Origin of the sequence: Reinekea sp. (assembly GCF_046710285.1) — a bacterium.
In the GTDB taxonomy this organism is placed as follows: Bacteria; Pseudomonadota; Gammaproteobacteria; order Pseudomonadales; family Natronospirillaceae; genus Reinekea.
Genome location: NZ_JBKEGY010000006.1, coordinates 148,491 through 173,258, shown reverse-complemented (window position 1 = coordinate 173,258; position 24,768 = coordinate 148,491). Strand labels below are relative to the sequence as shown.

Here is a 24,768-nt window from a genome sequence, read left to right as displayed (position 1 = left end):
ATGTTAATTGTGCTATTCGGTGTAGCGGGTTGGTTTAATTTATTTGTTCGTTCTATACCCACCGAGTTGGCAAGTGCCATGTTGGCAGGGGTATTGTTTGCGTTTGGTATTAATGTCTTTGTAGCGATGCAATCCAACGTGGTACTAGTAGGTCTAATGCTAGGGGTGTTTTTCACATTAAAATTTCGTTTGCCGCGTTATGCTATTTTTCTAACGCTCATTGTGGGTGTTTTTACGTCATTGGTTCAAGGCGAAGTGCTGTTGTCTTCTTTCGAAACAAGTTTAACCACGCCTGTTTGGGTTACGCCGAAATTCACTGTAGGTGCGATCATAGGCGTCGCAATCCCATTGTTTATTGTTACCATGGCATCTCAAAATATACCCGGCTATGCCGCCTTGCGCGCCCATGGCTATCAAGTAAACCCTTCGCCACTTATGACCTGGACCGGTCTTGCTGGTGTTATCCTAGCCCCGTTTGGTGGCTATGCATTTAATTTGGCTGCAATTACCGCGGCAATTTGTATGACTCCTGAAGTTGATGAAGACCCTAAACAGCGTTTTATGGCGCCCGTTTGGGCCGGGTTGTTTTATTTATTGACGGGTATATTCGGCGCCGCTGTGGTCTCGTTATTTTTAATGTTTCCAACAGAGCTGGTTATGGCAATTGCAGGGATCGCATTGATTACCACCATTGCGAACAGTTTAACCATCGCCTTATCAAATGATCAATCTCGCGAGCCTGCTCTACTTACCTTTATGATTACCGTTTCAGGCATCAGTTTGTTTGGCATAGGCAGTGCATTTTGGGGGTTATTAATTGGTCTTTTGGCAAACTACTGGCTGTCAAAAAACCAACAAATATAAAGTACATTTCAAGTGCTAGCGGAATTGACGGATGACTTTGGTTTGTAACTGCGACTGACGTTTCAATGCTTCACTGAAGCTTTTTGTTTCTGCCGAACTTGCAGCTAACTCTTTCGTTAATTCTAAAACAGCTTCTGAGCTACTGCTGATTTCGTTTGCCGCAACAGATTGCTGACTGGAGAGTTCAGCAATAACATCCGCGTTACTTTTCACACCAGAAATTGCGGATGCGAGTGACTCAATACTTTCTTGAGCTTTATTAATAGCCGCCATACCATCATGAGAAATACTCACGCTGACTTTAATGGATTCAACAGAATGATCTGTTGTCTCTACCAGTTGATTAATAACCTCGGTAATGACACTGGTCGATTCTTGAGTGCGTTGCGCTAAGCTTCTAACTTCATCTGCAACAACAGCAAAACCTCGACCTTGTTCGCCCGCACGGGCAGCCTCAATAGCAGCATTCAGCGCCAATAGATTGGTCTGTTCTGCAATGCCTGAAATGGTGGTAATGACGTTACGTATCTCCGAGCTGTTTTCTGACAGCAAGTTAATGGATGCTTCCGTTTTGTTCATTGTAGTGACCAATGCCTGTATTTTTTGAGTGGCGTTGGTTAGGTTTTCTAACCCCGATTGAGTTTCTTGATTTGCTTGGTTTGTTGTATCAGCCGTGCTTTGTGCACTTTGCGCAATTTCTTGAATGGAATGACTCATTTCTTGAACTGCTGCCGCAACGGCATCCAGTTGATCCATCTCTAATTTAATGGTTTTAAATTCTTGATTGACACGCTGCAAGTTAGTGTCTGACATCACAGTAATTTCAGCGGCCATTTGATCCATTCGTTCTAGAACCGTGTGAAGGTGGCGTTTATGGAAATCTTGCAGTAATAGAACTCGACTCGTGCGAGTAAGGTGGCCTGTGTAAACATATTGCGTGATATCGTCATCATTAAACTCTGTTAATTGGTTGTCGCTGGCTTTATGTGTACTAAACAGATTGGGTAACAAAAAACTTAGCGCAAATAATATAGTGCCCAGCAACCAACCTAGGTTCCCACCGAGTAAAAGACTGGCGATAAATACCACCGCTCCAATCAAGGCACTGATTATATGAGTTTGAGACTTTTCGAAGTAGCGTTGGAGCCTGGGTAGGGCAGGTTGGTTTTCTTTTAAACGACTGTAAACTTCTTCAGCTCGACTAATCCACTCAGGTTCGGCTTTTTGACGTACAGATTCATAGCCGATAATTTCATTGTTTTCATACATTGGCGTTATATAGGCATCTACCCAATAGTGGTCGCCGTTTTTACAGCGATTTTTAACAACGCCTCGCCATGGCTTGCCTTGTTTGATGGTATCCCAAAGCATTTTAAAAACGGCTGCAGGCATATCGGGGTGACGAACAATATTTTGCGCTTGTCCAATCAGTTCATCTTCCGTAAAACCAGCAAATCTACAAAAAGCTTCATTAGCGACGACTATCACGCCTTTAGTATCCGTGGAGCTTACCAGTTGATCTCCCGCTTCTAGAGGAGTGTCTTGTTGTGTAACAGGGCCGGTATTACGCATGGAAGTCTCTCTTTTTTTGAGGTTAAAAGTTACCTTTAATGTTCATACTAGTACTGACTGGTCATTTTGAAAGTTTAATTTCATTTTTTTGCGGAAGAAAGATTATTAAGGTCACAGCGTCTATGTATTAAGAGTTAAACCGGTAAATCATAGACGCTGAATTTAAAAATGGACGGTGTTATCTCGAGATGAAGACTTTTCGAGTTAGTAGCCTAATTTTATTCGGCTATCTAAATTGACGAATAATCTTTGCTTGCAGCTGCGAACGCTGCTTTAGCGTGTCACTAAAACTCATTGTTTCACTTGCGCTTTCAGCCAGTTCTTTAGTTAATGCCAATACAGCTTCTGAGCTGCTGCTAATTTCATTCGCTGCTAAGGTTTGTTGATTTGATAAATCAGCAATAACGTCTGTATTAGACTTAACACCGGCAATGGCTTTGGCTAGTGATTCAATACTCTCTTGGGCCTTGTTAATGGCCGTCATGCCATCCTGAGAAATGCTGACGCTGAGGTTAATGGACTCTACCGATTGATCGGTTGTTTCGACAAGTTGGTTGATAACCTCAGTTATGATTCGAGTTGAATCCTGCGTTCTTTGTGCAAGGCCGCGCACTTCGTCTGCAACGACCGCAAAACCTCGGCCCTGTTCACCGGCACGAGCCGCTTCTATCGCGGCGTTTAACGCCAGCAAGTTTGTTTGTTCTGCTATGCCAGAAATGGTGGTAATCACGTTGCGAATTTCGGAGCTGTTCTGTGCTAGCTGAGTTACCGATGATTCGGTTTGATTCATATTTAACACTAAAGATTCTATTTGTTGTGTTGCACGGGTTAAGCTTTCCAAGCCAGTTTGCGTTTCTTGGTTGGCATTATGGGTAGAATCTGCCGTATTTTGAGCGCTATTTGCGATCTCTTGAATAGAGTGACTCATTTCTTGAACCGCAGATGCAACGGCATCTAATTGCTGTCTTTCTAGTTCAATGCTAGCAAATTCTTGCTTTACTCGGTTTAAGTTCATCTCAGATAATTCGGTAATTTCTGTTGCCATTTGGTCCATTCGTTCTAAGACGGTGTGTAAATGGCGCTTATGAAAGCTATGCAACAACTCGACTCGGCTTGCTTGGCCAAGGTGTCCGGTATAAATGTATTGGGTAAGTTCGTCGTCATTGAATTCAGAGAGTTGCGCATTCGTTTTTTTATGATCACTAAAAAACCGTGGTAATAAAAAACTCAATGCAAAGAGTAGTGAACCGAGCAGCCAACCCTTATCGGCTGCAAGTACAAAGCTGCAGATAAAGGCAAAGACACCAACTAAAGCAGCAATATATAGGTGTTGGTATTTTTCGAAATAACGCTGGACGGCAGGTATAGCCGGTTTGCCCTTGTTGATATTGCTGTAGACACTTTCTGCTCTGGCTATCCATTCAGGCTGAGCGCGTTGGCGAACAGATTCATAACCGATTATCTCATTATTTTCATACATGGGCGTTACGTAGGCGTCTACCCAGTAGTGATCACCATTCTTACATCTGTTTTTTACGATGCCACGCCATGGTTTGCCCTGTTTTATCGTGTCCCACAGCATCCCAAACGCTGCTTGTGGCATGTCACTGTGACGTACGATGTTATGCGCTTGGCCGACGAGCTCTTCTTTGTTGAAGCCAGCGATTCTGCAAAATGTACTGTTCGCAAAAAGTATGACGCCCTTGGTATTTGTCGTACTTACTAATTGGTCTCCATCTTGAAGTGGAATGTCAATTTGGGTGACAGGGCCTGTTTTACGCATTTGATCTCTCTCTTATAGTGTTCTAAATAATAGGGCTACCTATGATGGGGTATCGGCCAGGCACTATAAATGTTGAGGGTTTTCAAATTTTGGTAGTCTATTTAAATAAGGGCAATTTGCGTCGGTACTTGGTTGCTATAGACTTGGAATAATGACCATAGATTGCTGAAATCGTAAGAATTTAAGCATAAAAAAACCCTACGTTGTAAAGGTAGGGTCTTGAGTTGGACATTAAGCTTTAGAATTAATCGATATAGTGAACCGACATGGTATTGGTAGTCGAAAATAGAGCGCCAGCAACAACAACAATTGGCTCGCCAGACTTAGCTAAATTATATTGAACCGCTTTTTCTTTTGCTTTTTCGAACATACAATCACTGTTCTTGAACGGTTCTACGACAGAAGTAGTGACACCTTTTGACAGGCAAAGTTGTTGAGCCGTTTTTGGGTCAAGGGTAAGGGCCAATATTTGAGCTTTTGGAAAATACTTACGAACAGACATAACTGATTTTCCGTGTTGGGTTGCAACAACGATAACCTTTGCATCTAAATCAACAGCGCTTTGAACAGCAGCTTTACAAACAGATTCAGTGACTCGTAAGTCGCCTTCTTCTACTAAAGCGATTGGCCGCTTTATTTGTTCCATTGCGTCATCTGTACGCTCACAAATTTGTGCCATGATGGCAACCGTCTCAACCGGATACTTACCTTTTGCAGACTCACCTGAAAGCATCACTGCATCGGTACCATCAAGAATTGCGTTGGCAACGTCACCGGCCTCAGCGCGCGTAGGGCGAGGGTTTTTGATCATTGAATCAAGCATCTGAGTTGCCGTGATAACGGGCTTACGCGCTGCTATACAGGCTTTAATCATCATCTTTTGAGCGAAGATGACTTCTTCAACGGCAATTTCTACACCTAAGTCGCCACGGGCAACCATAATGCCATCGGAAGCATCTAAAATAGCGTCAAAGTTATCTACGCCTTCTTGGTTTTCAATTTTTGAGATGATCTTAATCTGCTTGCCGCCATTGGCGTTAAGTAGAGTACGGATCTCTTCAACATCAGACGCCTTGCGAATAAATGACGCCGCAACGAAATCTACGCCTTGGCCACAACCCCAGATGATGTCTGACTTATCTTTTTCAGACAATGCAGGTAGTTTTACACTGACACCAGGTAGGTTTACGCCTTTCTTGTTGCCTAATTCACCGGTATTTTCTACGCGGCAAATCACATCATTGCCTTTGATTTCTGTCACTGTTAACTGCAGTAGGCCGTCATCTAAAAGAACAGTATTGCCAACTGACAGGTCTTTTGCGAAGTCTTCATAAGTTACCGCAACTTGTGTATTGTCACCAATAACGCTCTGATCGGTGGTTAACGTAAAGCTCTGACCCGCTTGCAACAGAACATCACCGTCGGCGAGGTTCATGGTGCGAATTTCAGGACCTTTGGTATCCAATAAGATGGCAACTTTTTTACCAGTCTCCTGGACTACTTCACGGACCGCGTTAATACGGCCGCCATGTTCATCGTAGTCACCGTGAGAGAAGTTAAGTCGCATAACGTTCATGCCAGCGTTAGCAAGTTTAGTTAGCATTTCTTTTGAATCGGAAGCAGGTCCGATTGTACAAACGATCTTGGTTTTTCTCATCTTATGGAACCTCTTATGGCTGCTCATTCATCCAACAAATGGAATGATTACGTAATTATTGAGGCGCACACTACCATGTTTCTGGAAAAATTCACTATCCCAGATCAATATTTTGGTAATACTACAACTTAAGATTGCTATGAAGTTCTTCTTTTGTGATGATTAAATAGCTATTTATGTTGTGTTTTGGCTAATAAAAGTATCGATATTCGCAAAAAATCATCGAAAATCAAGTTTATTTAGTCTTTCTGAACTTAGTAGGGTGCTGGTAGAAAAAACATGGATTGCAAAAAATTATGTTGTTTAATTACGACAAAAATCAAATTTGATTGTTTTTCCAGCTATTTAGCTCGAAACCTAAGGTGGCACCATGGTTGTGGATAACTAACACGTATGATCAATGCATTATTAAAATAAGGTAATGTATATGTAGGTTGTTCTTGATCAAAAAAAGCCCTGCAGATGCAGGGCCTTTGAGTATGTCGTTTAAGCCGATTATTACAATACGAGTCGACGAACGTCAGCTAGAACCTGGGTTAGGTAGGTGGTAAACACCGCAGCTTCTGCACCGTTTATTGCCCTATGGTCATAAGACAATGAAAGCGGCATAAAGGTACGAGGTACAAACTCTTTACCATTCCAGTGCGGCTTAACAGCGTTCTTTGAAACCCCAAGAATTGCAACTTCAGGCGCATTAACAATGGGTGTAAAAGCAGTGCCGCCCAAGCCACCAAGGCTGGAAACAGTAAAGCATCCCCCTTGCATTTCATTGGGTTTCACTTTGCCATCACGGCCGCGTTTGGCGAAATCGATAATTTCTTCAGCAATCTGCCAAACTGACTTTTTGTCGACATCTTTGATCACCGGTACAATCAGTCCATTGGGCGTATCAACCGCAATACCAATGTTGACATAGTGCTTCTTAACCAGGCGTTTGCCGTCGGCCATGAGTGATACGTTGAACTTTGGAAACTCAACCAAGGCAGAGGCACAAGCTTTTACAATAAAGGCGAGCGCACTGATTCTAACGCCACGCTTTTCCATTTCAGGTTTCAGCGATTGACGGAAACTTTCGGTTTCGGTGACATCGGCTTCATCGAATTGGGTTACATGAGGTATGACTAATGCGTTTCGAGTCATGTTAACAGCGGTTATTTGCTGAATACGGTTCATTTCAACGATTTCGACTTCGCCAAACTTAGAAAAGTCTTGATCAGGAACCGTTGGTAAACCACTGCCTGCAGTCGTTTGTTTTGGTTCTTGAAGCCGTTTTTTAACCCATTCTGCTACGTCATCTTTAATAATACGACTGCGTGGGCCGGAACCAGGGACTAATGCTAGGTCGACACCAAATTCACGAGCCAGTCTACGTACCGCAGGGCCAGCATGAACATTTTTACTTGGCTTAACTGGAGCAGATTCGTAAGCGTGCGCAATCACTGGTGGCTCTTCGACTGCCGCAGCTTTTGGTGATGCTGGAGTCGATTGAGCCGTTGCTGTTGCGGCAACCGCGCCGGCTACTTTGACTTCAAGCAGCAAAGTACCTTGGGATACTTCGTCACCCTCAGAGACCTTAATAGACGTTACTTCGCCTTCAACTGGCGATGGTACGTCCATTGAGGCTTTGTCTGACTCTAATATGACAATGGTGTCATCCACTTTTAAATAATCACCAGGGCGTACTGACACCTCAATGACTTGAGCGCTGTCCATGCCAATATCAGGCACTTTTACTTGCTCTTTGCTGGCAGCAGCGGGCGGTGTTGATGCACTTGGCACTGGCGCTGTCTGAGCTGCTGGTGCAGATGCAGCCTTGCTCGGAGCGGCTGAAGTTGTTTTAAGTTCAATTAAAACACTGCCTTCGGAAACTTCATCGCCATCTTTGATGCGAATAGCGACCACTTCACCTGACTTTGGCGAAGGTACATCCATTGACGCCTTGTCTGATTCCAATACCACTATCGTATCGTCCTCGGCAATGATATCGCCCACCTTGACAGAGATTTCAATGACGTTAGCGCTGTCCATACCAATATCTGGCGCGGCAATTTCTTCAACAGCCGACTCACTGGCCGGTGCTGGCTCTGCCGCAGGGGCAGGGCTTGCACTTTTGCTTTCAGTTTTAGGTTCAGCTGTATCATTAAGCGCCGCTGTCTCTGCTCCTTCGATTTCTAAATACACAAGCTCGTCACCTTCTTTTACGGTGTCGCCTTCAGCTATCTTAATCTGAACAAGTTTACCTGACATAGGTGCAGGCACATCCATCGATGCTTTATCTGACTCCAAGACTATGAGGGTATCGTCCTCATTAATCATGTCGCCTACTTTCACTGCCACTTCGATGCAGGTGGCAGAATCCATCCCGATATCGGGTACTAGGATAATTTCAGTTGTCATGTAAGACTCCTAATTCCGCAATCACACTGTCATTGGGTTTGGTTTATTGATGTCTAGACCGAACTTTTCAATCGCTTGTGACACGATTTTTGCTTCGATCGTTCCTTCATCGGCCAAGGCCTTAAGTGCAGCTATGGTGACCCACTTACGATCAACTTCGAAGAAGTGACGAAGTTTTGCACGTGAATCACTGCGACCAAAACCATCCGTGCCCAATACGTGGTAGTCCTGAGGAACCCACTTACGAATCTGGTTTGCGTAGTTTTTCATGTAATCACTTGCTGAAACAACAGGGCCACGACGTTTCGCTAATGACTGCGTCACGAAAGATTCTTGAGCTTTTGCTTCTGGGTTCAATAAGTTAATACGGTCAACGGCTAGGCCATCTCGTGTTAATTCGTTGTAAGACGTGACCGCCCAAACATCGACTTGAACATCGTATTCTTCTCGCAAAATAACCGCGGCTGCGCGAACTTCTTGCATAATAGAACCTGAGCCCATGAGCTGAACGGCTTTCTTACCTTTCTTAACGCCGTCTTCAAGTAGGTACATGCCTTTCTTGATGCCTTCGGTCATTTTCTCGTCGACTAAACCAGGGTTCTGATAGTTTTCGTTCAAAGTTGTTAGGTAGTAATAAACATTCTCTTGGTTCTCAACCATGCGCTTCATCCCTTCTTGGATGATAACGGCGACTTCATAACCATAGGTGGCATCGTAGGTGACACAGTTTGGAATAGTGCCCGCTAATATGTGGCTGTGTCCATCTTGATGCTGCAGGCCTTCACCATTTAAGGTAGTTCGTCCTGAGGTTGCACCAATTAAGAAACCACGAGCTTGTAAATCACCCGCTGCCCAAGCTAAATCGCCAATGCGCTGGAAGCCAAACATAGAATAATAAACATAGAAAGGCACCAGTTGATGGTTGTAAGTACTGTAAGACGTTGCCGCGGCAACCCAAGAACTCATGGCACCTGCTTCGTTAATCCCTTCTTGAAGTATTTGGCCTTTGAGGTCTTCTTTGTACCACATGACTTGGTTTTTATCTTGTGGGATGTAAGTTTGGCCCCACGGAGAGTAAATGCCAAATTGACGGAACATTCCTTCCATACCGAAAGTACGAGCTTCGTCCGGTACGATCGGTACAATGCGATCTCCAATGGTTTTATCTTTCATTAGCTGGGACAGCATGCGTACAAAGGACATGGTGGTTGAAATTTCACGATCGCCACTGTCTTTTGTAATAGCTTCAAAAGACTCAAGCGTTGGTACCGTTAATTGCTCAGCTGCTTTAACGCGACGTGCCGGAATGTAACCCCCTAAATTATTACGGTGGTTACGGATATATTGCATTTCTGGGCTGTTTTCGCTCGGGCGATAAAATGGAATTTTGCCATCTTCCAAATCTTTATCACTAATAGGTACACCACAACGATCACGGAATGTTTTTAAATCATCAACTGAAAGTTTTTTCAGTGAGTGAGTCATGTTTTTCGCTTCGCCTGCTTCAATGCCATAACCTTTAACCGTATGAGCAAGAATAACGGTTGGTTTGCCGTTGTTATCGTTAACGGCTTTTTGGAATGCAGCGTAAACTTTATACGGATCGTGTCCGCCGCGGTTCAAGCGATAGATGTCGTCATCAGACATATCTTTAACTAATTCGGCTAGCTCAGGGTATTTGCCAAAGAAGAATTCGCGAGTGTATTCACCACCGTGAGATTTATAGGCTTGCAATTCGCCATCAACCACTTCGTCCATACGCTTTTGCATAAAGCCTTTTTTGTCTTTAGCAAACAGTTGGTCCCAGTGACGACCCCAAACAACTTTAACAACATTCCAGCCTGCGCCACGGAACATACCTTCAAGTTCTTGAATGATTTTTCCGTTGCCACGAACAGGACCATCTAAGCGTTGCAGGTTGCAGTTAATGACGAAGTTTAGGTTGTCGAGGTTTTCACGACCCGCCAGTGAAATAGCGCCGATAGATTCTGGTTCATCCATCTCACCATCACCTAAGAAAGCCCAAACGCGGCCGCCTTTGTCGATTTTTTCACGGTTTTCTAAATAACGCATAACGTGCGCTTGGTAAATCGCTTGGATCGGACCTAAACCCATCGAAACGGTAGGGAACTGCCAGTAGTCAGGCATTAACCAAGGGTGTGGGTATGAAGATAGGCCTTTGCCATCAACTTCACGACGAAAGTTTTCTAGCTGTTCATCCGTTAGGCGACCTTCAACATAAGAGCGAGCATAGATACCTGGAGAAATATGACCTTGGAAATAAATCATATCACCAGGGTGTGTATCGGTAGGTGCGCGCCAGAAATGGTTGAAACCAATATCGTACAAAGTAGCCGATGACTGGAAGCTGGAGATATGGCCGCCTAAGTCGTCACCAGAATTGTTTGCTTTGACCACCATTGCGACCGCGTTCCAGCGAATCATCGCGCGAATCTTGCGCTCGATCTCATTGTCGCCAGGGTATTTAGGTTCATCTTCCAACCTAATAGTGTTGCGAAACGGCGTGTTGATCGCGAACGGCACATCAGAACCGCCGTCGGTTACTTGGTCTGAAAGGCGCTTCAATAAAAACTGAGCGCGATTATTACCTTCTTCACGAACAACAGATGCGAGTGCATCAAGCCATTCTTGTGTTTCGATAGGATCTAAATCATGTTCCATAGGTTAATACCCTCTTGCCCCAATGGTGTGTTTTAAACTTCTACGTTTGCTATTTAATCAGTTTACTTTAGCTAACTTACGCTAATTAGCGAGTTAAAGAAAACTGGCGAAATTACGCTTTTTCTGTTTCTAAAACAACAAACGGCAGCCGAGGCTGCCGTTTGATAATTGTTGTTTAACGGTCGCCTTTTTACAGGATATTACCAACACTTACAATCTTAATTGTATTACTACCGCCATGAACGCCTTGATGATCACCATAGCTTAAAATAACTAAATCACCGTCCCGTACGAAGTTACGCTTCTTTAATTCATCGACGGCTGCTTTGTTAATTTGGTTTGGAGCTACGGCTGATAAATCAAATGGGATCGCTTCAACGCCACGATAAAGTGATACGCGGCTTTGTGTTACTTCATGTCGGGTTAATGCATAAATTGGCATGCCAGAGCTGATTCGTGACATCCACTTGGCCGTAGAGCCTGATTCGGTCATGGCGATAATAGCTTTAACACCACGCAAATGGTTTGCGGCATACATAACTGTCATCGCGATGGTTTCATCAATTCGTTTAAACTCAGAGCCTATTCTGTGGCGAGACTCAGTGGTTAGTTTATGCTTTTCTGCGCCGATACAGATGTCACTCATGGCTTTAACAGTTTCGAGTGGGTACTTTCCTGCAGCGGTTTCGGCAGAGCACATGATGGCGTCGGTGCCATCTAATACAGCGTTGGCAACATCGAAAACTTCAGCGCGAGTCGGGAATGGATTCTCTATCATTGATTCCATCATCTGAGTAGCCGTGATGACAATACGGTCAAGCGTGCGTGCGCGTTTAATAATATGTTTTTGAACGGCGATAAGTTCAGGGTCGCCAATTTCAACGCCTAAATCACCCCGGGCGACCATGACGACATCGGATGCAAGGATAATCTTGTCTAAATTGTCATGGTCTAGAACCGCTTCTGCGCGCTCTAACTTAGCAACCAGCTCTGCCGTTGACCCAGCAGCGTTTAATAATTGCCGAGCTTCCATCATGTCTTCAGGACCACGTGGGAAAGAAACTGCAACATAGTCAGCGCCAATTTCAGCAGCCAACTTAATATCGTTCTTATCTTTTTCTGTTAACGCAGCGGCTGATAGTCCGCCGCCTAACTTATTAATGCCCTTGTTATTAGACAAGGGACCGCCTTGTAAAACGGTGGTATGTACGGCATTGCCTTCAATTTTTGTTACTTGAACGCGAACACGACCATCGTCTAATAAATAAATGTCATCTGGCTTACTGTCTTTGGCTAAGGCTGGATAATCGATACCCACAATTTGATTGTTGCCCGCGGTTTTATCGTAATCGGCATCAAGAATAAAACTTTGGCCTTTTATAACTTGAATTTTTTGGTCATCTTTGAAACGTGCAATGCGGATCTTCGGGCCTTGTAAATCACCTAGAATAGCGACGGATTTCCCCAGTCTTTTTGCAATTTCGCGAACAGCGCTGGCGCGAGTTCTATGATCTTCGGCATTACCGTGAGAAAAATTTAAGCGTACAGTATTCGCACCGGCCATTATTAATTGCTCCAAAACTCCTTCTGGGTCAGTCGAAGGGCCCAAGGTTGTCACAATTTTGGTACGTCTAATTGTCATGCTTTCAGCTCTCTATTTGTGTCGAAATTGCACTGCAGGGCGCTAATCTACTACAAACCTAAACTTTTTAAAATCGGCTTTGTAATTTTATTACATTTCAAAGAAATAATTCAAAGCAATTCTAGCCGGAATTTATCTGCTTTTAAATCGTCGTAAGTTGCGTTAATCACCGCTGTCTTCTTGGAAACGAGTGTCAGCCAGTGCGGCTTTGATGCGCTTCAAGTGGCTTTGGAATTCAGGTCCCAGTTTCAACGTTACACCGGTTGCTAGTACATCAAGGATAGTCAGATGAACTAGTCGGGAAGTCATTGGTGTATAAATGTCGGTGTTCTCGGAGCTGTCGACACCCAATAAAATATGACTGCTGTTTGCTAAAGGGGTATGAGGTGAGGTCAGAGAAATAACCGTAGCACCTGAATCGCGAGCAATTTTAGCCGTTTCTACAAGTGAAATTGTCCGGCCGGTATTGGAGACTATGACTACAACATCGCCAGGTTTAGTCGCCGCGGCGGCCATGCGTTGTTGAAGAATGTCTACGTATGCAACACAGGGCGTGTTTAACCGGAAAAACTTATTTTGCGCGTCCATGACGACAGAGCCGGACGCACCTAAACCATAAAATTCTATTCTACGAGCTTGTGCCAGAGCATCAACGGTGCGGCTCAATGCGTTTGGATCAATAGATCGTTTTGCATCACTGATGGCGCTCATGGTCGCTTCAAAAATCTTACTGCTATAGTCCTCAACACGGTCATTTGGCTCTACGTTGCGATTTACGTAGGGTGTTCCTGTTGCCAAACATTGTGCGAGCTTTAGCTTGAAATCTGGGAAGCCAGTGCAATCTAGCGATCGACAAAATCGATTAACGGTAGGTTCAGATACATCGGCTGCTTTTGCTAAGCTAGCAATGCTGGAACGAATCGCCTTGTTGGGATCTTGTAATATTACGACCGCTACCTTTCGTTCGCTTTTACTGAGTACACTCGGGTTGGATTTAAGGCGATCTAATATATTTGTGGCCATTGTGGTCTTGTTCCGCTGGATTTGTCGTCTACAGATTGTAGGGAATGCGGGGGCTAAAGGTAAAGGGAAAAGAGAATAGAATTTAAGGTTAATTAGAATTGATCGTCATATATAGTTGCCAAGTGTCTACAAGAGGGTGATGAATGGATTAGGATATGAGGTATTAAAAGTATTTTTTGTAATTAAATTACTAGATTTGTTGGTTTACATTGCTATCATGACCAGCAAATGAAATAAAACTACAAGAATAGTGGGAATTAGACTGTAATGACCTCGCAAGCTAAGCAAGTACCCTGTAACGTTGTGATTTTCGGCGGCAACGGTGATTTAGCCATAAGAAAGCTACTGCCGGCCTTATATCACCTTGAGAAAGACGGTTATGTCTGTGGCAGTGCTCGCATAATCGGTGCATCTAGAACAGATCTGGGTAAAGAAAAATACACTCAGTTGGTTAAAGAAGGGTTAGATCAATTTATTGACCGCAGCGACTGGGATGAAGCCATCTGGGAATCTTTCTCTAAACGGCTAGACTATATTGCCGTTGATGCAAAAGATCCCGATTCATTTCAAGGCTTAAAAGATGCGCTGGGCCACGAGTTTGAAGAGCAGGGCACAGTATATTACTTATCAACCGCACCACAATTTTTTGGCCCGACATGTGAAAATCTAGCCCATGTTGGCCTTATTTCTGATAATACCCGTGTTGTTCTTGAAAAGCCGATAGGCAAAGACTTAGAAAGCTCAAAGGTAATTAACGACGCCGTGGCAAAAGTTTTTCCTGAAAAAGATATCTACCGGATAGATCATTACTTAGGAAAAGAAACCGTTCAAAACTTATTAGCCGTACGATTTGCTAATGCCTTGTTTGAACCGGTATGGAGCAATACACATATCGACAACGTACAAATAACCGTGGCCGAAACAGTCGGTGTCGGTGGTCGTTGGGGCTATTATGATGATTCTGGTGCGCTGCGAGATATGATACAAAACCATCTGCTTCAGTTGCTGTGCTTAGTCGCAATGGGCGTTCCTGTATCCCTTGACCCCGAAGCGGTTCGTGCGGAAAAAATTAAAGTTCTAAAGTCCTTGAAAACACTTAGCCCAGAAGGTGTACGTCGAAATGTTGTGCGAGCGCAATATACTGAAGGCAATATGGACGGTAAACAAGTACCCGGTTATCGGTCTGAAGATGGCGGTGAGACAGACTCCACTACAGAAACTTTTGTTGCTGTAAAAGCAGAAGTTCAAAACTGGCGTTGGCGTGGTGTGCCATTTTATCTAAGAACAGGTAAACGACTGCCTGCACGATTCAGTGAAATTGTGATTCAATTCAAAGATGTACCGCATTCCATTTTCCCTGCGGGAACGCACCTTCGGTCGAATAAGCTAGTCATTCGATTGCAGCCCGAAGAGTCCATCCAATTGTCAATGATGAATAAAATTCCTGGATTAAGTGAGGGGATGCCGGTCATGCCAGTATCGCTAAATTTATCTATGCCTGACCGCTTTGCAGAAGTTCGCGTGCCTGAAGCTTACGAGCGTTTAATCTTAGATGTTATGCGAGGCAACTCTACTTTGTTTGTTCATCGTGATGAAGTGGAAGCCGCTTGGGTTTGGGCGGATGCAATTTTAAATGAATGGCAAGCATCAACCGCTGAGCCTCACTATTATCCCGCTGGGAGTTGGGGGCCGCAGGCCGCCTTTGAATTGACTGCACGAGATGGCCGTTCGTGGCATGAATCTACCTAAGGGGAAACGAGTTATGGAACAAAAAACATTTACCTCACGTATAGAGTTAACTCAGGCACTGGCGAATGAAGTTACTAATTTGCTGCGCAGTGATTTAGTGAGCAAAGGTAGCGCAGCGCTTGCGGTTTCAGGCGGAAGAACGCCCATTGATTTATTTGAACAGCTGAGCAAAGTAGAGCTAGATTGGTCTAAAGTCTTTATTACTTTAGTAGATGAGCGCTGGGTTGAGCCAAACCATCAGGCCAGTAACGAAGCTTTGGTGCGCCGCCACTTCCTGCAAAATTACGCCAGTGAGGCTAATTTCGTTGCCTTAAAAACACATTATGACTCTGCTTATGACGCCGTAACTGAATTACATCAGCGTTTAATGAAGTTGCCTTTGCCCATGACGGTTTCGATCTTGGGCATGGGTGAAGATGGTCATACTGCTTCGTTTTTCCCTGGTGCAAAAACACTTAGCAAAGCACTTGATATGGATTCAGGTTTAATGTGTTGCGCAACAACACCCTTAACGGCGCCTCATGACCGAATGACTTTGACATTGCCGACAGTGTTGGCCAGCAAAAAAATTATTTTACATTTGACTGGCGACAGCAAATTACCGGTTCTTGAAGCTGCTCTAGCAGAGGGTGACGTTGAAGAGATGCCAGTTCGCAGTGTTTTAAAGCAAACGCAAACTCCGGTAACCATTTACTTTGCAAGTTAAGGTAGTTTTAAGATGAATTCGATTATTGACCAAGTAACCCAACGCATTATTGAACGTAGTAAAGTTTCTAGAAATAAGTATGTCGCTCGCATGATCGATGCAGGTAATAATATTCCTGATCGGAATCAATTGTCTTGTGGCAATTTAGCGCATGGTTTTGCGGCGTGTGAACCTGAAACAAAAAACACTATTAAAATGATGAATGCAGCCAACATTGGCATCATTACTTCCTACAATGATATGCTCAGTGCCCATCAGCCGTACCAACTATTTCCTGACATCATTAAGCAAGCCAGTTCAGAGATGGGTTGTACCGCGCAAGTTGCTGGCGCAACAGCAGCTATGTGTGATGGCGTTACCCAAGGTCAGCCAGGCATGGAGCTAAGTTTGTTTAGCCGTGACAACATTGCAATGTCAGCCGGTATTGGCTTGTCGCATAATATGTTTGATGCTGCAATGTATTTAGGCGTATGCGATAAAATTGTACCGGGTTTAGTGATGGGGGCTTTGCGGTTTGGCTATTTACCAACGGTATTTGTACCCGCTGGACCAATGCCTTCTGGGTTGCCGAACAGTGAAAAATCACGTATTCGCCAAGAATATGCACAAGGCAAAATTGGTCGTGATGAATTACTGCAAGCCGAATCAGACTCTTATCATTCTGCAGGCACCTGTACTTTTTACGGCACGGCCAATACTAATCAAATGTTAATGGAGTTTATGGGCTTGCATTTACCGGGCAGTAGTTTTGTTAATCCGGAAAATAACCTACGAACCTTGTTAACCAAAGAAGCCACGCACCAGGCTATTCGTATAACCAAGCAGAACGGTCACTACACGCCGCTTTATCAAATATTAGATGAGAAGGCTTTTGTAAATGGCATTATCGGCTTGTTGGCCACAGGTGGGTCAACCAATCTTACCATTCATCTTATTGCCATGGCCCGCGCAGCGGGAATAATTTTAACTTGGGATGATTTTGCCAAACTTTCCAAAGCCATACCCTTGCTAGCGCGTGTTTACCCTAATGGCATGGCGGATGTGAACCATTTTCACGCCGCTGGTGGGGTTGGTTACGTGATTGGAGAGCTGCGTTCCAATGGTTTACTGCATGATGACGTGACAACCATCATGGGTGTTGGCATGGATCAATATACTCAAGAACCGTTTATTGATAATGGTACTGTTGTGTTTAAAGCAGGCACAGCGCATTCATTAAATACAGATATTTGCCGACCCGTAAGCGACCCGTTCAGTGAAGAGGGTGGCTTACAGATGTTGACGGGGAACTTAGGTACGGGCGTAATTAAAATATCTGCTGTAGCGCCTGAGCATAGAATTATTGAAGCACCTGCGGTTATTTTTGAATCACAGCATGATTTACAGGCCGCATTTGAAGCCGGTGATTTAGATAAAGATTGCATTGTCGTCGTGCGTTTCCAAGGCCCTAAAGCCAATGGCATGCCTGAGTTGCATAAGCTCACACCGCCATTAAGTGTTTTGCAAGACAAAGGCTTTAAGGTTGCTCTGGTTACAGATGGCCGGATGAGTGGCGCTTCAGGTAAAGTACCTGCGGCTATTCATGTATCGCCAGAAGCCAAAGAAGGTGGCGTGCTTGCTCGTATTAATGCAGGCGATGTAATTCGCTTAGATGCGATAGCGGGCACATTAGAGGTTAAGCTCTCACCAACAGAATTAGCTGCGCGACCGTTAGCGAAAGGTGATTTTAGTCAAAATGAATTTGGCGTTGGCCGTGAATTGTTTGCGCACATGCGACAAATGGTGAGTGCACCTGAAGAAGGTGCAACCGTATTTCGATTCGAAGACTTTGAAGGATAATTTTCATGACTCAGTATGGCTTGATCGCAGACATTGGCGGAACGAATGCACGTTTTGCACTAGCGCCAATAAAACAGTTTGAAACACCAGATGCATTGATGCTGTCGGAACAAGAATTAATTGCGCCGTTGGCGTTAAATGGAGCGGACTATAACTCTATTTTAGAGGCCGCTGAAGCCTATTTAGAAAGCATAGCCGCCGATTACCCGCGGCCAGATCATGCTGTTATGGCTATCGCATGCCCTACCGATAAAGATCAAATCACCATGACCAACCATACATGGTCCTTTTCAGTTTCTGAACTCAAGGCCAGTCTAGGCTTGGTTAGTTTGAAATTTATAAATGACTACAATGCAATGGCCAATGCTATTCCGCATATGGGTGAAAAAGAGTTGGTTAAAGTCGGTGGCGGTGCAGCGGTTAAAGGTATGCCAATTGCGGTGACTGGCCCAGGGACAGGGTTAGGTTTAGCTGCGTTGGCTTTCAGTGATTTAGGCCCGCTGACGTTAGAAACCGAAGGTGGTCATGCTCATTTCGCACCGACGACAGCAGCAGAAATAGATATTCTTAAATATCTTCTAACCAAATACAGTCGTGTTTCAAACGAACGGCTTATCTCCGGTATGGGCTTAGAAAATATTTATCAAGGATTGTGTAGTTCAAAAGGACTGCCAGTTGTTGAGTTGTCAGCACCAGAAATTTCGAAAGCAGCATTGGATAAAACGGATTCTGTTGCCGAAGAAGCGTTAGCAACATTTTGTGCAATCACGGGTAATTATGCGGGTGATGTAGCGCTAACCATAGGCGCAAAAGGTGGTGTTTATATAACGGGCGGAATTGTGCCGCGGTTTATTGAGTATTTTAAAAACAGTCAATTCAGAGCGTGTTTTGAAAACAAAGCACGAATGAGTGGCTTTGTTGTGACCATTCCAACCTATGTTGTTATGGCAAAACAGCCAGGTCTATTAGGCGCAGCTGCTGTACTCAATCACCGAATCCACAACAAACAATATGCGTCCTTAACTTAAAAGAGTTATAACTTAATTATGAAATACAGTGTAGAGCAAATAATGACCGCGGCTTATCCGGTAATGCCTGTCTTAGCCGTAAATCGTGTAGAAGATGCCGTGCCGCTAGCCGAGGCTCTGAAAGCTGGCGGTTTAACGGTACTAGAAGTAACGTTAAGAACAGAAGCGGCGATGGCCGTTATCGAGGCGATGAAAACAGTCGAAGGCGTTATTGTGGGCGCGGGTACCGTAACGAATGAAACGCAATTGATAGAGCTGCAACGAATTGGTGCAGATTTTGCGATCAGTCCTGGTGCAACACCAAGACTTCTCGAAGCAGGAAAAGCTGTAGATTTTCCATTTTTGCCCGCGATCGCGAGTGTTTCAGAAATGATGCAAGGATTGGAAATGGGTTATAGCAGTTTTAAATTTTTCCCTGCTGAAGCGTCTGGCGGCGTTGCAGCGTTAAAATCTTTTGCGGGTCCGTTTCCTAATGTAAGCTTTTGCCCAACCGGCGGAATATCTATCGCGAACTTCAAAGACTATCTCGCACTTGATAACGTTAAATGTGTCGGTGGTTCATGGGTAGTACCGGCCGATGCGTTAAACCAACAAGACTGGTCGCGTATTGAGCAGTTAGCTAGAGAAGCCTGCCTTTAGGACCATTTACTTTAATGGAATTAGATTTTTCAATGTTGTTTTGGTTAAGGTGGGGCGGGGTCAAACTCCACCTAACCAAAAATCCGACTGCAAATTTCAATCTCCAGTGAGTTTTTTCCTAGCGACTACTCTAAACTGAGCCCCATAGTAATCAATTTAAGAATAGCACCTTAGTTCAAGGTGTTTTATCAATGACAAAGGGGTTTTTCATGGCAAATTATGAGCTTTCATCGAAGGTCGCTCATTTGCGTAACATTTCTAGTAAGTTTGTAGATTATCGTGGTAAGGAATCGGAAGTTCCCTTCGACAATATAGAAATGATACTTCGTGCAATGGGATACGACCTCGATAACGATGAAAAATTGGCACATGACGCCGCCGAGTTAGATATGCACCAGTGGCGCGAAATGCTTGAGCCAATAACGGTACTGTCGCCATTACGAGATTACTGGGGCATTAATGTCTATGTTACATCTCATGACCTAATGAAACCTTGTCACTGGACGATTGAGTTAGAAGAGGGTGGGCGAATTGAAGGCCACTTTAACTTAGATATGCTCGAGCAAACTGGGGACTATTGGATAGATGGCACAGAACATGTCCGTCGAGTCTTGGTTTTGCCAACAGATCTTGCATTAGGTTATCACTCAATTCGAGTATGTGTTGGAGATCTTGAGCGTACGAGTCCGCTTATAGTAACGCCAAAAACAAGTTTTCAATCTAAGCCGATGGCTAATGGCGATAAAATATGGGGTACAGCGATTCAGTTGTACACATTAAAGTCTGACCATAATTGGGGGATGGGTGACTTTTCAGACCTAGCTCAATTGATAAAAGACATGGCAGCCCAAGGTGCTGATGTCATCGGTTTGAACCCGATTCATGCCTTATACCCTATTAGTCCTGACCATAACAGTCCTTACTCTCCATCTAATCGCAGCTTTTTAAATATACTCTATACCGATATTACGGCCGTACCTGAATTTGAAGAGTCTGCGGCATTAAAGCGTAAAGTAACGACTAAAAAGTTTGCAGCAACGGTAGAGCATTTGAGAGCAACCTCCGACGTAGAGTACACCGGTGTCAGCGCCCTAAAGCACGAATGTTTTTCGGTACTTTATAAAGTATTTAAGAAAAACCACCTTAATAAAGAGACTGCTCGTGGCAGAGCATTCGCTAGTTTTGTTGAGCAGCAAGGTGAGCCATTGCAGCAACATTCACTATTTGAGGCACTGTTAGCTCACTTTAAAGCTTTAGATATTAACGCCTGGGGGTGGCCAGTATGGCCGGCAGCCTATCAAGATTTAAACTCGGCAGCTGTACAGTCATTCAAAGAAGAAAATGAAGACGCGATCCATTATTGGCAATATTTGCAGTTTATTACCGATGAACAATTGCAAAAGGTTGATAAGCTTGCAAAGAGCTTAGGCATGAAAATTGGCCTCTACCGTGATTTAGCCGTTGGTGCCGACCGCGGTGGTGCCGAAATATGGTCGAATAAAGAGAGTTTTTGTTTAGACGCCTCGGTTGGTGCGCCACCGGATGCATTAGGACCCAGCGGTCAAAACTGGGGACTCCCGCCGTTAGATCCAATACAGTTGAAAAATAAGGGGTATGCGACCTTTATTACACTGCTTCGTAACAATATGCGTGCATGCGGTGCATTGCGGATAGATCACGCCATGGCTCTATTGCGTCTATGGTGGTGCCCACCAGGCAAAACAGCCGCTTATGGCACATACGTTTATTACGATATGTTCGATATGCTTGGAATTCTGAATCTAGAGTCACAACGTAATCAGTGTTTAGTCATTGCTGAAGATCTTGGCACCGTGCCAGATGCGGTTATGGAAAACTTCCCTAAAGCCGAGCTCTACTCAAATAAGGTCTTCTATTTTGAAATTGGCGAGCAGGGTTGTACTGAGCCAGAAGACTACGCGGATAAGGCTTTAGCGATTGTTTGCAATCACGATATGCCTACCGTTAAGGCTTATTGGAATAAGAGTGATTTAGACTTACGGTGGCAGTTAGGCATGTTTGGTTCTGAAGCTGACTTGCGTGCTGAGCAAGCATCACGTGAGAGCGCTAAACAACACATTTTAAACTTATTGCAAAAGCACAACCGCTTGCCAGCAGGTACACCTAAAGACGCAAGCCAATTAGCAGAGATGACTGAAGAGCTATGCTTAGCCATTCATGAGCAGTTAGCGGTCACTCACTCTCAGATTGTTGCCGTGCAGTTGGAAGATATGATGCTGATAAATAAGCCAGTTAATATCCCAGGAACAAGCTCAGAATACCCAAACTGGCGCAGAAAACTCGATATGAGCAGTACTGAATTGTTTTCTCGACCAGAAATCGTCAGTTTTTGTCAAAAGCTAAATAAGCACCGTAAATAGCTATCCCACACTTTAGCCGTGTAAAACGATGTTCTACACGGCTACTCATCTGTATTTGCCTGACCTGAGTCATTAGAATTCAATTTAAGCTTGTCATTGGTAGTATAATTACGGCTATAATGGATTTGTTCGACAAGTTTTTAGAATTATGTTGTAATAAAATTACAATAAAGAGTATCGATGCGAACCCTTAGGGGGTAAGCATTCACGGGCTCTCATCCTCTGAGAAGATGAGTAGACGGACTGATAACGACAAACGAGTAAAAACTAATGGCTAGTATTAAATTCGACAAAGTAGTAAAAAGTTACGGTGATGTGAACATCATTAAAAGTCTAGATCTTGAAATTCAAGATAAAGAATTCATGGTGTTAGTTGGGCCTTCAGGTTGTGGTAAATCTACCACTTTGCGAATGATCGCAGGTCTAGAGGAAATAACCGACGGCAAACTTTATATTGGTGATCGTGTTGTAAACACCGTTCACCCGAAAGACCGTGATGTTGCGATGGTTTTTCAAAGTTACGCGCTATACCCCCACATGACTGTCTATGAAAACATCGCATTTGGTTTACGCCTTCGTAAAATGGACAAGAATGAAATTGACCGCTTAGTCACCGAAGCTGCCGAAACATTAGGCTTAGCTCAGTTGCTAGATCGTAAGCCTAAAGCTCTTTCTGGTGGTCAGCGTCAGCGTGTTGCACTTGGCCGAGCCATTGTTCGTAAGCCATCAGTTTTCCTATTCGATGAGCCGTTATCAAACTTAGATGCTGAGTTGCGTGTGCAAATGCGTGCAGAAATTGCAAACCTACAGAAGCGTCTAGGTATTACTGCTGTATACGTAACGCACGACCAAGTTGAAGCAATGACCATGGGCGACCGTATTGCGGTATTACATGATGGTAATTTACGTCAAGTGGGTACGCCTTTAGATCTTTACGATACGCCAGCCAACATTTTTGTTGCGCAGTTTATCGGAACACCAAACATGAACACCTTGTCAATGACCGTTTCTGAAGACGGTTCTCAGTTGGTCAGCGAGTGCGTTACCTTTAACACCCCAGCAAATTGGAAAGAAGGTGTTGAAGCTCGAAAAGGTAAGCAAGTTGTAGTCGGTTTCCGCCCTGAGTATGTCCGTGAATCAGAAGAACATGAATGGAAAAACACGGCAGAACTTAAAGGTAAAGTGTGCATCATTGAAACACTAGGCCATGAAGTTGTTGTTCACTTTGAAGTTGCAGGTGAAAAAGCACCGTTTATTGCTAAGATGGATGTTCATCGCACGCCGCGCATTGGTGGTGATGTGGCATTACACGTAAACGTCGATAAGCTACATATATTTGACGCTGACACACAAGAACGTCTATAAACGCTTCTCTATGTAGAAAATGTTAAAAAGCCGACGTGATAGTCGGCTTTTTTGTATTTAATGCTTTAAACTTACCCTGATTTATACAGCGTTTAACTCCCTAAATAACTGATAAAAGATAGATCTAATGAAATTTCAAATAGCCTCACCTAGTCATTATTTTACTGATCTTCGTTTGCCTTGGTCACGCCATTTGAATGAATGGCCAGAAGAGCACTTTGTTGAAGTGGCTAGGGGTATTCACCGCAACGTGGTTAAGTTTATTAGCCATAAGGAGCGAGTGTATGCGCTCAAAGAGCTAGCAGCCCCAATTGCAGCTAAAGAATATCGGTTATTACGAGAATTAGAAGAAATGGGCTTGCCAGTCGTTGAGCCAGTCGGATTGGTGACGCATAGAGATGAAAATGTTAAGGCTGCGTCAGTACCCAGTGGCTTGAAAACAGCTGAGCTAGATATGAAAGGCCGCGGCCTGCTCATTACCAACTATTTGGTTGGTGCGTTACCTTATCGCATTATTATCCAGCAAGGCATTAGCCCAGAGCAAATGCATCAAATGTTAGATGCATTAGCTGAGTTGTTAGTGCGACTTCACCTCTCAGGTTTTTATTGGGGTGACTGCTCTTTTTCGAACGCTCTATTTCGTCGGGATGCGGGTTTAATGGCAGCTTATTTGGTCGACGCTGAGACAGGTGAGCTCATGGATGAAGTATCCGATCGCCGCCGAGAGTTCGATGTCGATATCGCACACACCAATATAGCCGGTGATTTAATGGATCTAGAAGCATCGGTAGGGTTGCCTGGTAAGTTAGACCCGGTCGATTTAGCCGACTCGTTAGTCGAGCGTTATAATAATTTATGGTCTGAACTAACGAAAGACGAGGTCTTTGATCCTGAAGATCAATATAAGATTGAAAAGCGTATAGGTCGACTGAACGATTTAGGTTTCGATGTAGAAGAAATGGAAATTACGACAGTCGATGATGGTAAACGAGTCAGAATGGTCCCGCGCGTTGTAGAGCACTGGCACCATAAGCGTCGCTTGTCCTCTTTGACAGGTTTGCAAGTACAAGAGAATCAAGCAAGGCGCCTTTTAAATAGCTTAAACCGCTATAAAGTGACATTAAGCGAGCAAGCAGGGCATGATGTGCCGTTGCCGGTTGCGGCTTATCGCTGGACTTCAGAGATTTTTAACCCCGCCGTGCAGGATATTCCTTACCACATGAAAGGCGGATTAGATGACGCTGAATTGTTCCATGAGATTCTAGAGCACCGCTGGTACCTAAGTGAGGAGCAGGGTCATGATGTCGGAATGGATTTCGCGTCGAAGAGCTATGTGGTCAATGTATTAGAGAAAAGGCCCCGCTAAACCAGTTGTTTTTGCTAAATTGGTACCCATATAGAGTTACTTGTTTGAGTTAAAGTT

16 protein-coding genes are annotated in these 24,768 nt (G+C 44.1%); 9 read left to right on the top strand and 7 right to left on the bottom strand.

Annotated features, from left to right (window positions below; genetic code table 11):
- Positions 1-864 (top strand): benzoate/H(+) symporter BenE family transporter (locus ACI882_RS06645; protein WP_411748456.1); only part of this gene is annotated, 864 nt, incomplete at its 5' end.
- A 15-nt stretch (positions 865-879) separates the two neighbouring features.
- Here the strand turns inward: ACI882_RS06645 and ACI882_RS06640 are convergent.
- The 7 genes from ACI882_RS06640 to hexR form a co-directional block, all read right to left on the bottom strand.
- Entirely contained in the window at positions 880-2,436 is a 1,557-nt protein-coding gene (locus ACI882_RS06640) for a methyl-accepting chemotaxis protein (RefSeq protein WP_411744646.1), read from the bottom strand.
- A 226-nt stretch (positions 2,437-2,662) separates the two neighbouring features.
- Complete coding sequence (locus ACI882_RS06635) at positions 2,663-4,219, bottom strand: methyl-accepting chemotaxis protein (protein WP_411746531.1); 1,557 nt, start codon at positions 4,217-4,219, stop codon at positions 2,663-2,665.
- Positions 4,220-4,463: 244 nt separating this feature from the next.
- On the bottom strand, positions 4,464-5,876 hold the full coding sequence (gene pykF / locus ACI882_RS06630; protein WP_411748455.1) for a pyruvate kinase PykF: 1,413 nt from the start codon (positions 5,874-5,876) through the stop codon (positions 4,464-4,466).
- Positions 5,877-6,374: 498 nt separating this feature from the next.
- Complete coding sequence (locus tag ACI882_RS06625; protein WP_411748454.1) at positions 6,375-8,273, bottom strand: 2-oxo acid dehydrogenase subunit E2; 1,899 nt, start codon at positions 8,271-8,273, stop codon at positions 6,375-6,377.
- 21 nt (positions 8,274-8,294) lie between these two features.
- Positions 8,295-10,955, bottom strand: a complete 2,661-nt coding sequence (gene aceE, locus ACI882_RS06620; protein ID WP_411744871.1) for a pyruvate dehydrogenase (acetyl-transferring), homodimeric type — start codon at positions 10,953-10,955, stop codon at positions 8,295-8,297.
- 190 nt (positions 10,956-11,145) lie between these two features.
- Positions 11,146-12,597, bottom strand: a complete 1,452-nt coding sequence (gene pyk / locus ACI882_RS06615) for a pyruvate kinase (protein ID WP_411744870.1) — start codon at positions 12,595-12,597, stop codon at positions 11,146-11,148.
- A 162-nt stretch (positions 12,598-12,759) separates the two neighbouring features.
- Entirely contained in the window at positions 12,760-13,620 is an 861-nt protein-coding gene (gene hexR, locus ACI882_RS06610; RefSeq protein WP_411744869.1) for a transcriptional regulator HexR, read from the bottom strand.
- Between the two features lie 267 nt (positions 13,621-13,887).
- On the opposite strand from hexR, the gene zwf reads away from it, so the two are divergent.
- The 8 genes from zwf to ACI882_RS06570 all read left to right on the top strand — a co-directional run bounded on the left by zwf (position 13,888) and on the right by ACI882_RS06570 (position 24,711).
- Positions 13,888-15,369, top strand: coding sequence for a glucose-6-phosphate dehydrogenase (gene zwf / locus ACI882_RS06605; RefSeq protein ID WP_411744868.1), 1,482 nt, complete (start codon positions 13,888-13,890; stop codon positions 15,367-15,369).
- A gap of 13 nt (positions 15,370-15,382) precedes the next feature.
- Entirely contained in the window at positions 15,383-16,075 is a 693-nt protein-coding gene (pgl, locus tag ACI882_RS06600; protein ID WP_411748453.1) for a 6-phosphogluconolactonase, read from the top strand.
- 12 nt (positions 16,076-16,087) lie between these two features.
- Positions 16,088-17,914, top strand: coding sequence for a phosphogluconate dehydratase (gene edd / locus ACI882_RS06595; protein WP_411744866.1), 1,827 nt, complete (start codon positions 16,088-16,090; stop codon positions 17,912-17,914).
- A 5-nt stretch (positions 17,915-17,919) separates the two neighbouring features.
- Positions 17,920-18,942 carry a glucokinase gene (gene glk, locus ACI882_RS06590; RefSeq protein WP_411744865.1) on the top strand — a complete coding sequence of 341 codons (1,023 nt, stop codon included), beginning with the start codon at positions 17,920-17,922 and terminating at the stop codon, positions 18,940-18,942.
- An 18-nt stretch (positions 18,943-18,960) separates the two neighbouring features.
- Complete coding sequence (locus ACI882_RS06585; RefSeq protein WP_411744864.1) at positions 18,961-19,581, top strand: bifunctional 4-hydroxy-2-oxoglutarate aldolase/2-dehydro-3-deoxy-phosphogluconate aldolase; 621 nt, start codon at positions 18,961-18,963, stop codon at positions 19,579-19,581.
- Between the two features lie 209 nt (positions 19,582-19,790).
- On the top strand, positions 19,791-21,980 hold the full coding sequence (malQ, locus tag ACI882_RS06580; protein ID WP_411746729.1) for a 4-alpha-glucanotransferase: 2,190 nt from the start codon (positions 19,791-19,793) through the stop codon (positions 21,978-21,980).
- A gap of 270 nt (positions 21,981-22,250) precedes the next feature.
- Positions 22,251-23,345: an ABC transporter ATP-binding protein gene (locus tag ACI882_RS06575; RefSeq protein ID WP_411745538.1), complete on the top strand. Its 1,095-nt coding sequence runs from the start codon at positions 22,251-22,253 to the stop codon at positions 23,343-23,345.
- Between the two features lie 127 nt (positions 23,346-23,472).
- Positions 23,473-24,711: a DUF4032 domain-containing protein gene (locus tag ACI882_RS06570; RefSeq protein WP_411745537.1), complete on the top strand. Its 1,239-nt coding sequence runs from the start codon at positions 23,473-23,475 to the stop codon at positions 24,709-24,711.
- Positions 24,712-24,768: the final 57 nt, after the last annotated feature.

What these genes read in the sequence shown, in the direction of transcription:
- aceE (WP_411744871.1), bottom strand. Translation starts at nt 10,955, where the DNA reads ATGGAACATGATTTAGATCCTATCGAAACACAAGAATGGCTTGATGCA.
- zwf (WP_411744868.1), top strand. Translation starts at nt 13,888, where the DNA reads ATGACCTCGCAAGCTAAGCAAGTACCCTGTAACGTTGTGATTTTCGGC.
- pykF (WP_411748455.1), bottom strand. Translation starts at nt 5,876, where the DNA reads ATGAGAAAAACCAAGATCGTTTGTACAATCGGACCTGCTTCCGATTCA.
- ACI882_RS06585 (WP_411744864.1), top strand. Translation starts at nt 18,961, where the DNA reads ATGAAATACAGTGTAGAGCAAATAATGACCGCGGCTTATCCGGTAATG.
- edd (WP_411744866.1), top strand. Translation starts at nt 16,088, where the DNA reads ATGAATTCGATTATTGACCAAGTAACCCAACGCATTATTGAACGTAGT.
- ACI882_RS06625 (WP_411748454.1), bottom strand. Translation starts at nt 8,273, where the DNA reads ATGACAACTGAAATTATCCTAGTACCCGATATCGGGATGGATTCTGCC.
- hexR (WP_411744869.1), bottom strand. Translation starts at nt 13,620, where the DNA reads ATGGCCACAAATATATTAGATCGCCTTAAATCCAACCCGAGTGTACTC.
- pgl (WP_411748453.1), top strand. Translation starts at nt 15,383, where the DNA reads ATGGAACAAAAAACATTTACCTCACGTATAGAGTTAACTCAGGCACTG.
- pyk (WP_411744870.1), bottom strand. Translation starts at nt 12,597, where the DNA reads ATGACAATTAGACGTACCAAAATTGTGACAACCTTGGGCCCTTCGACT.
- ACI882_RS06635 (WP_411746531.1), bottom strand. Translation starts at nt 4,219, where the DNA reads ATGCGTAAAACAGGCCCTGTCACCCAAATTGACATTCCACTTCAAGAT.
- malQ (WP_411746729.1), top strand. Translation starts at nt 19,791, where the DNA reads ATGGCAAATTATGAGCTTTCATCGAAGGTCGCTCATTTGCGTAACATT.
- glk (WP_411744865.1), top strand. Translation starts at nt 17,920, where the DNA reads ATGACTCAGTATGGCTTGATCGCAGACATTGGCGGAACGAATGCACGT.
- ACI882_RS06575 (WP_411745538.1), top strand. Translation starts at nt 22,251, where the DNA reads ATGGCTAGTATTAAATTCGACAAAGTAGTAAAAAGTTACGGTGATGTG.
- ACI882_RS06640 (WP_411744646.1), bottom strand. Translation starts at nt 2,436, where the DNA reads ATGCGTAATACCGGCCCTGTTACACAACAAGACACTCCTCTAGAAGCG.
- ACI882_RS06570 (WP_411745537.1), top strand. Translation starts at nt 23,473, where the DNA reads ATGAAATTTCAAATAGCCTCACCTAGTCATTATTTTACTGATCTTCGT.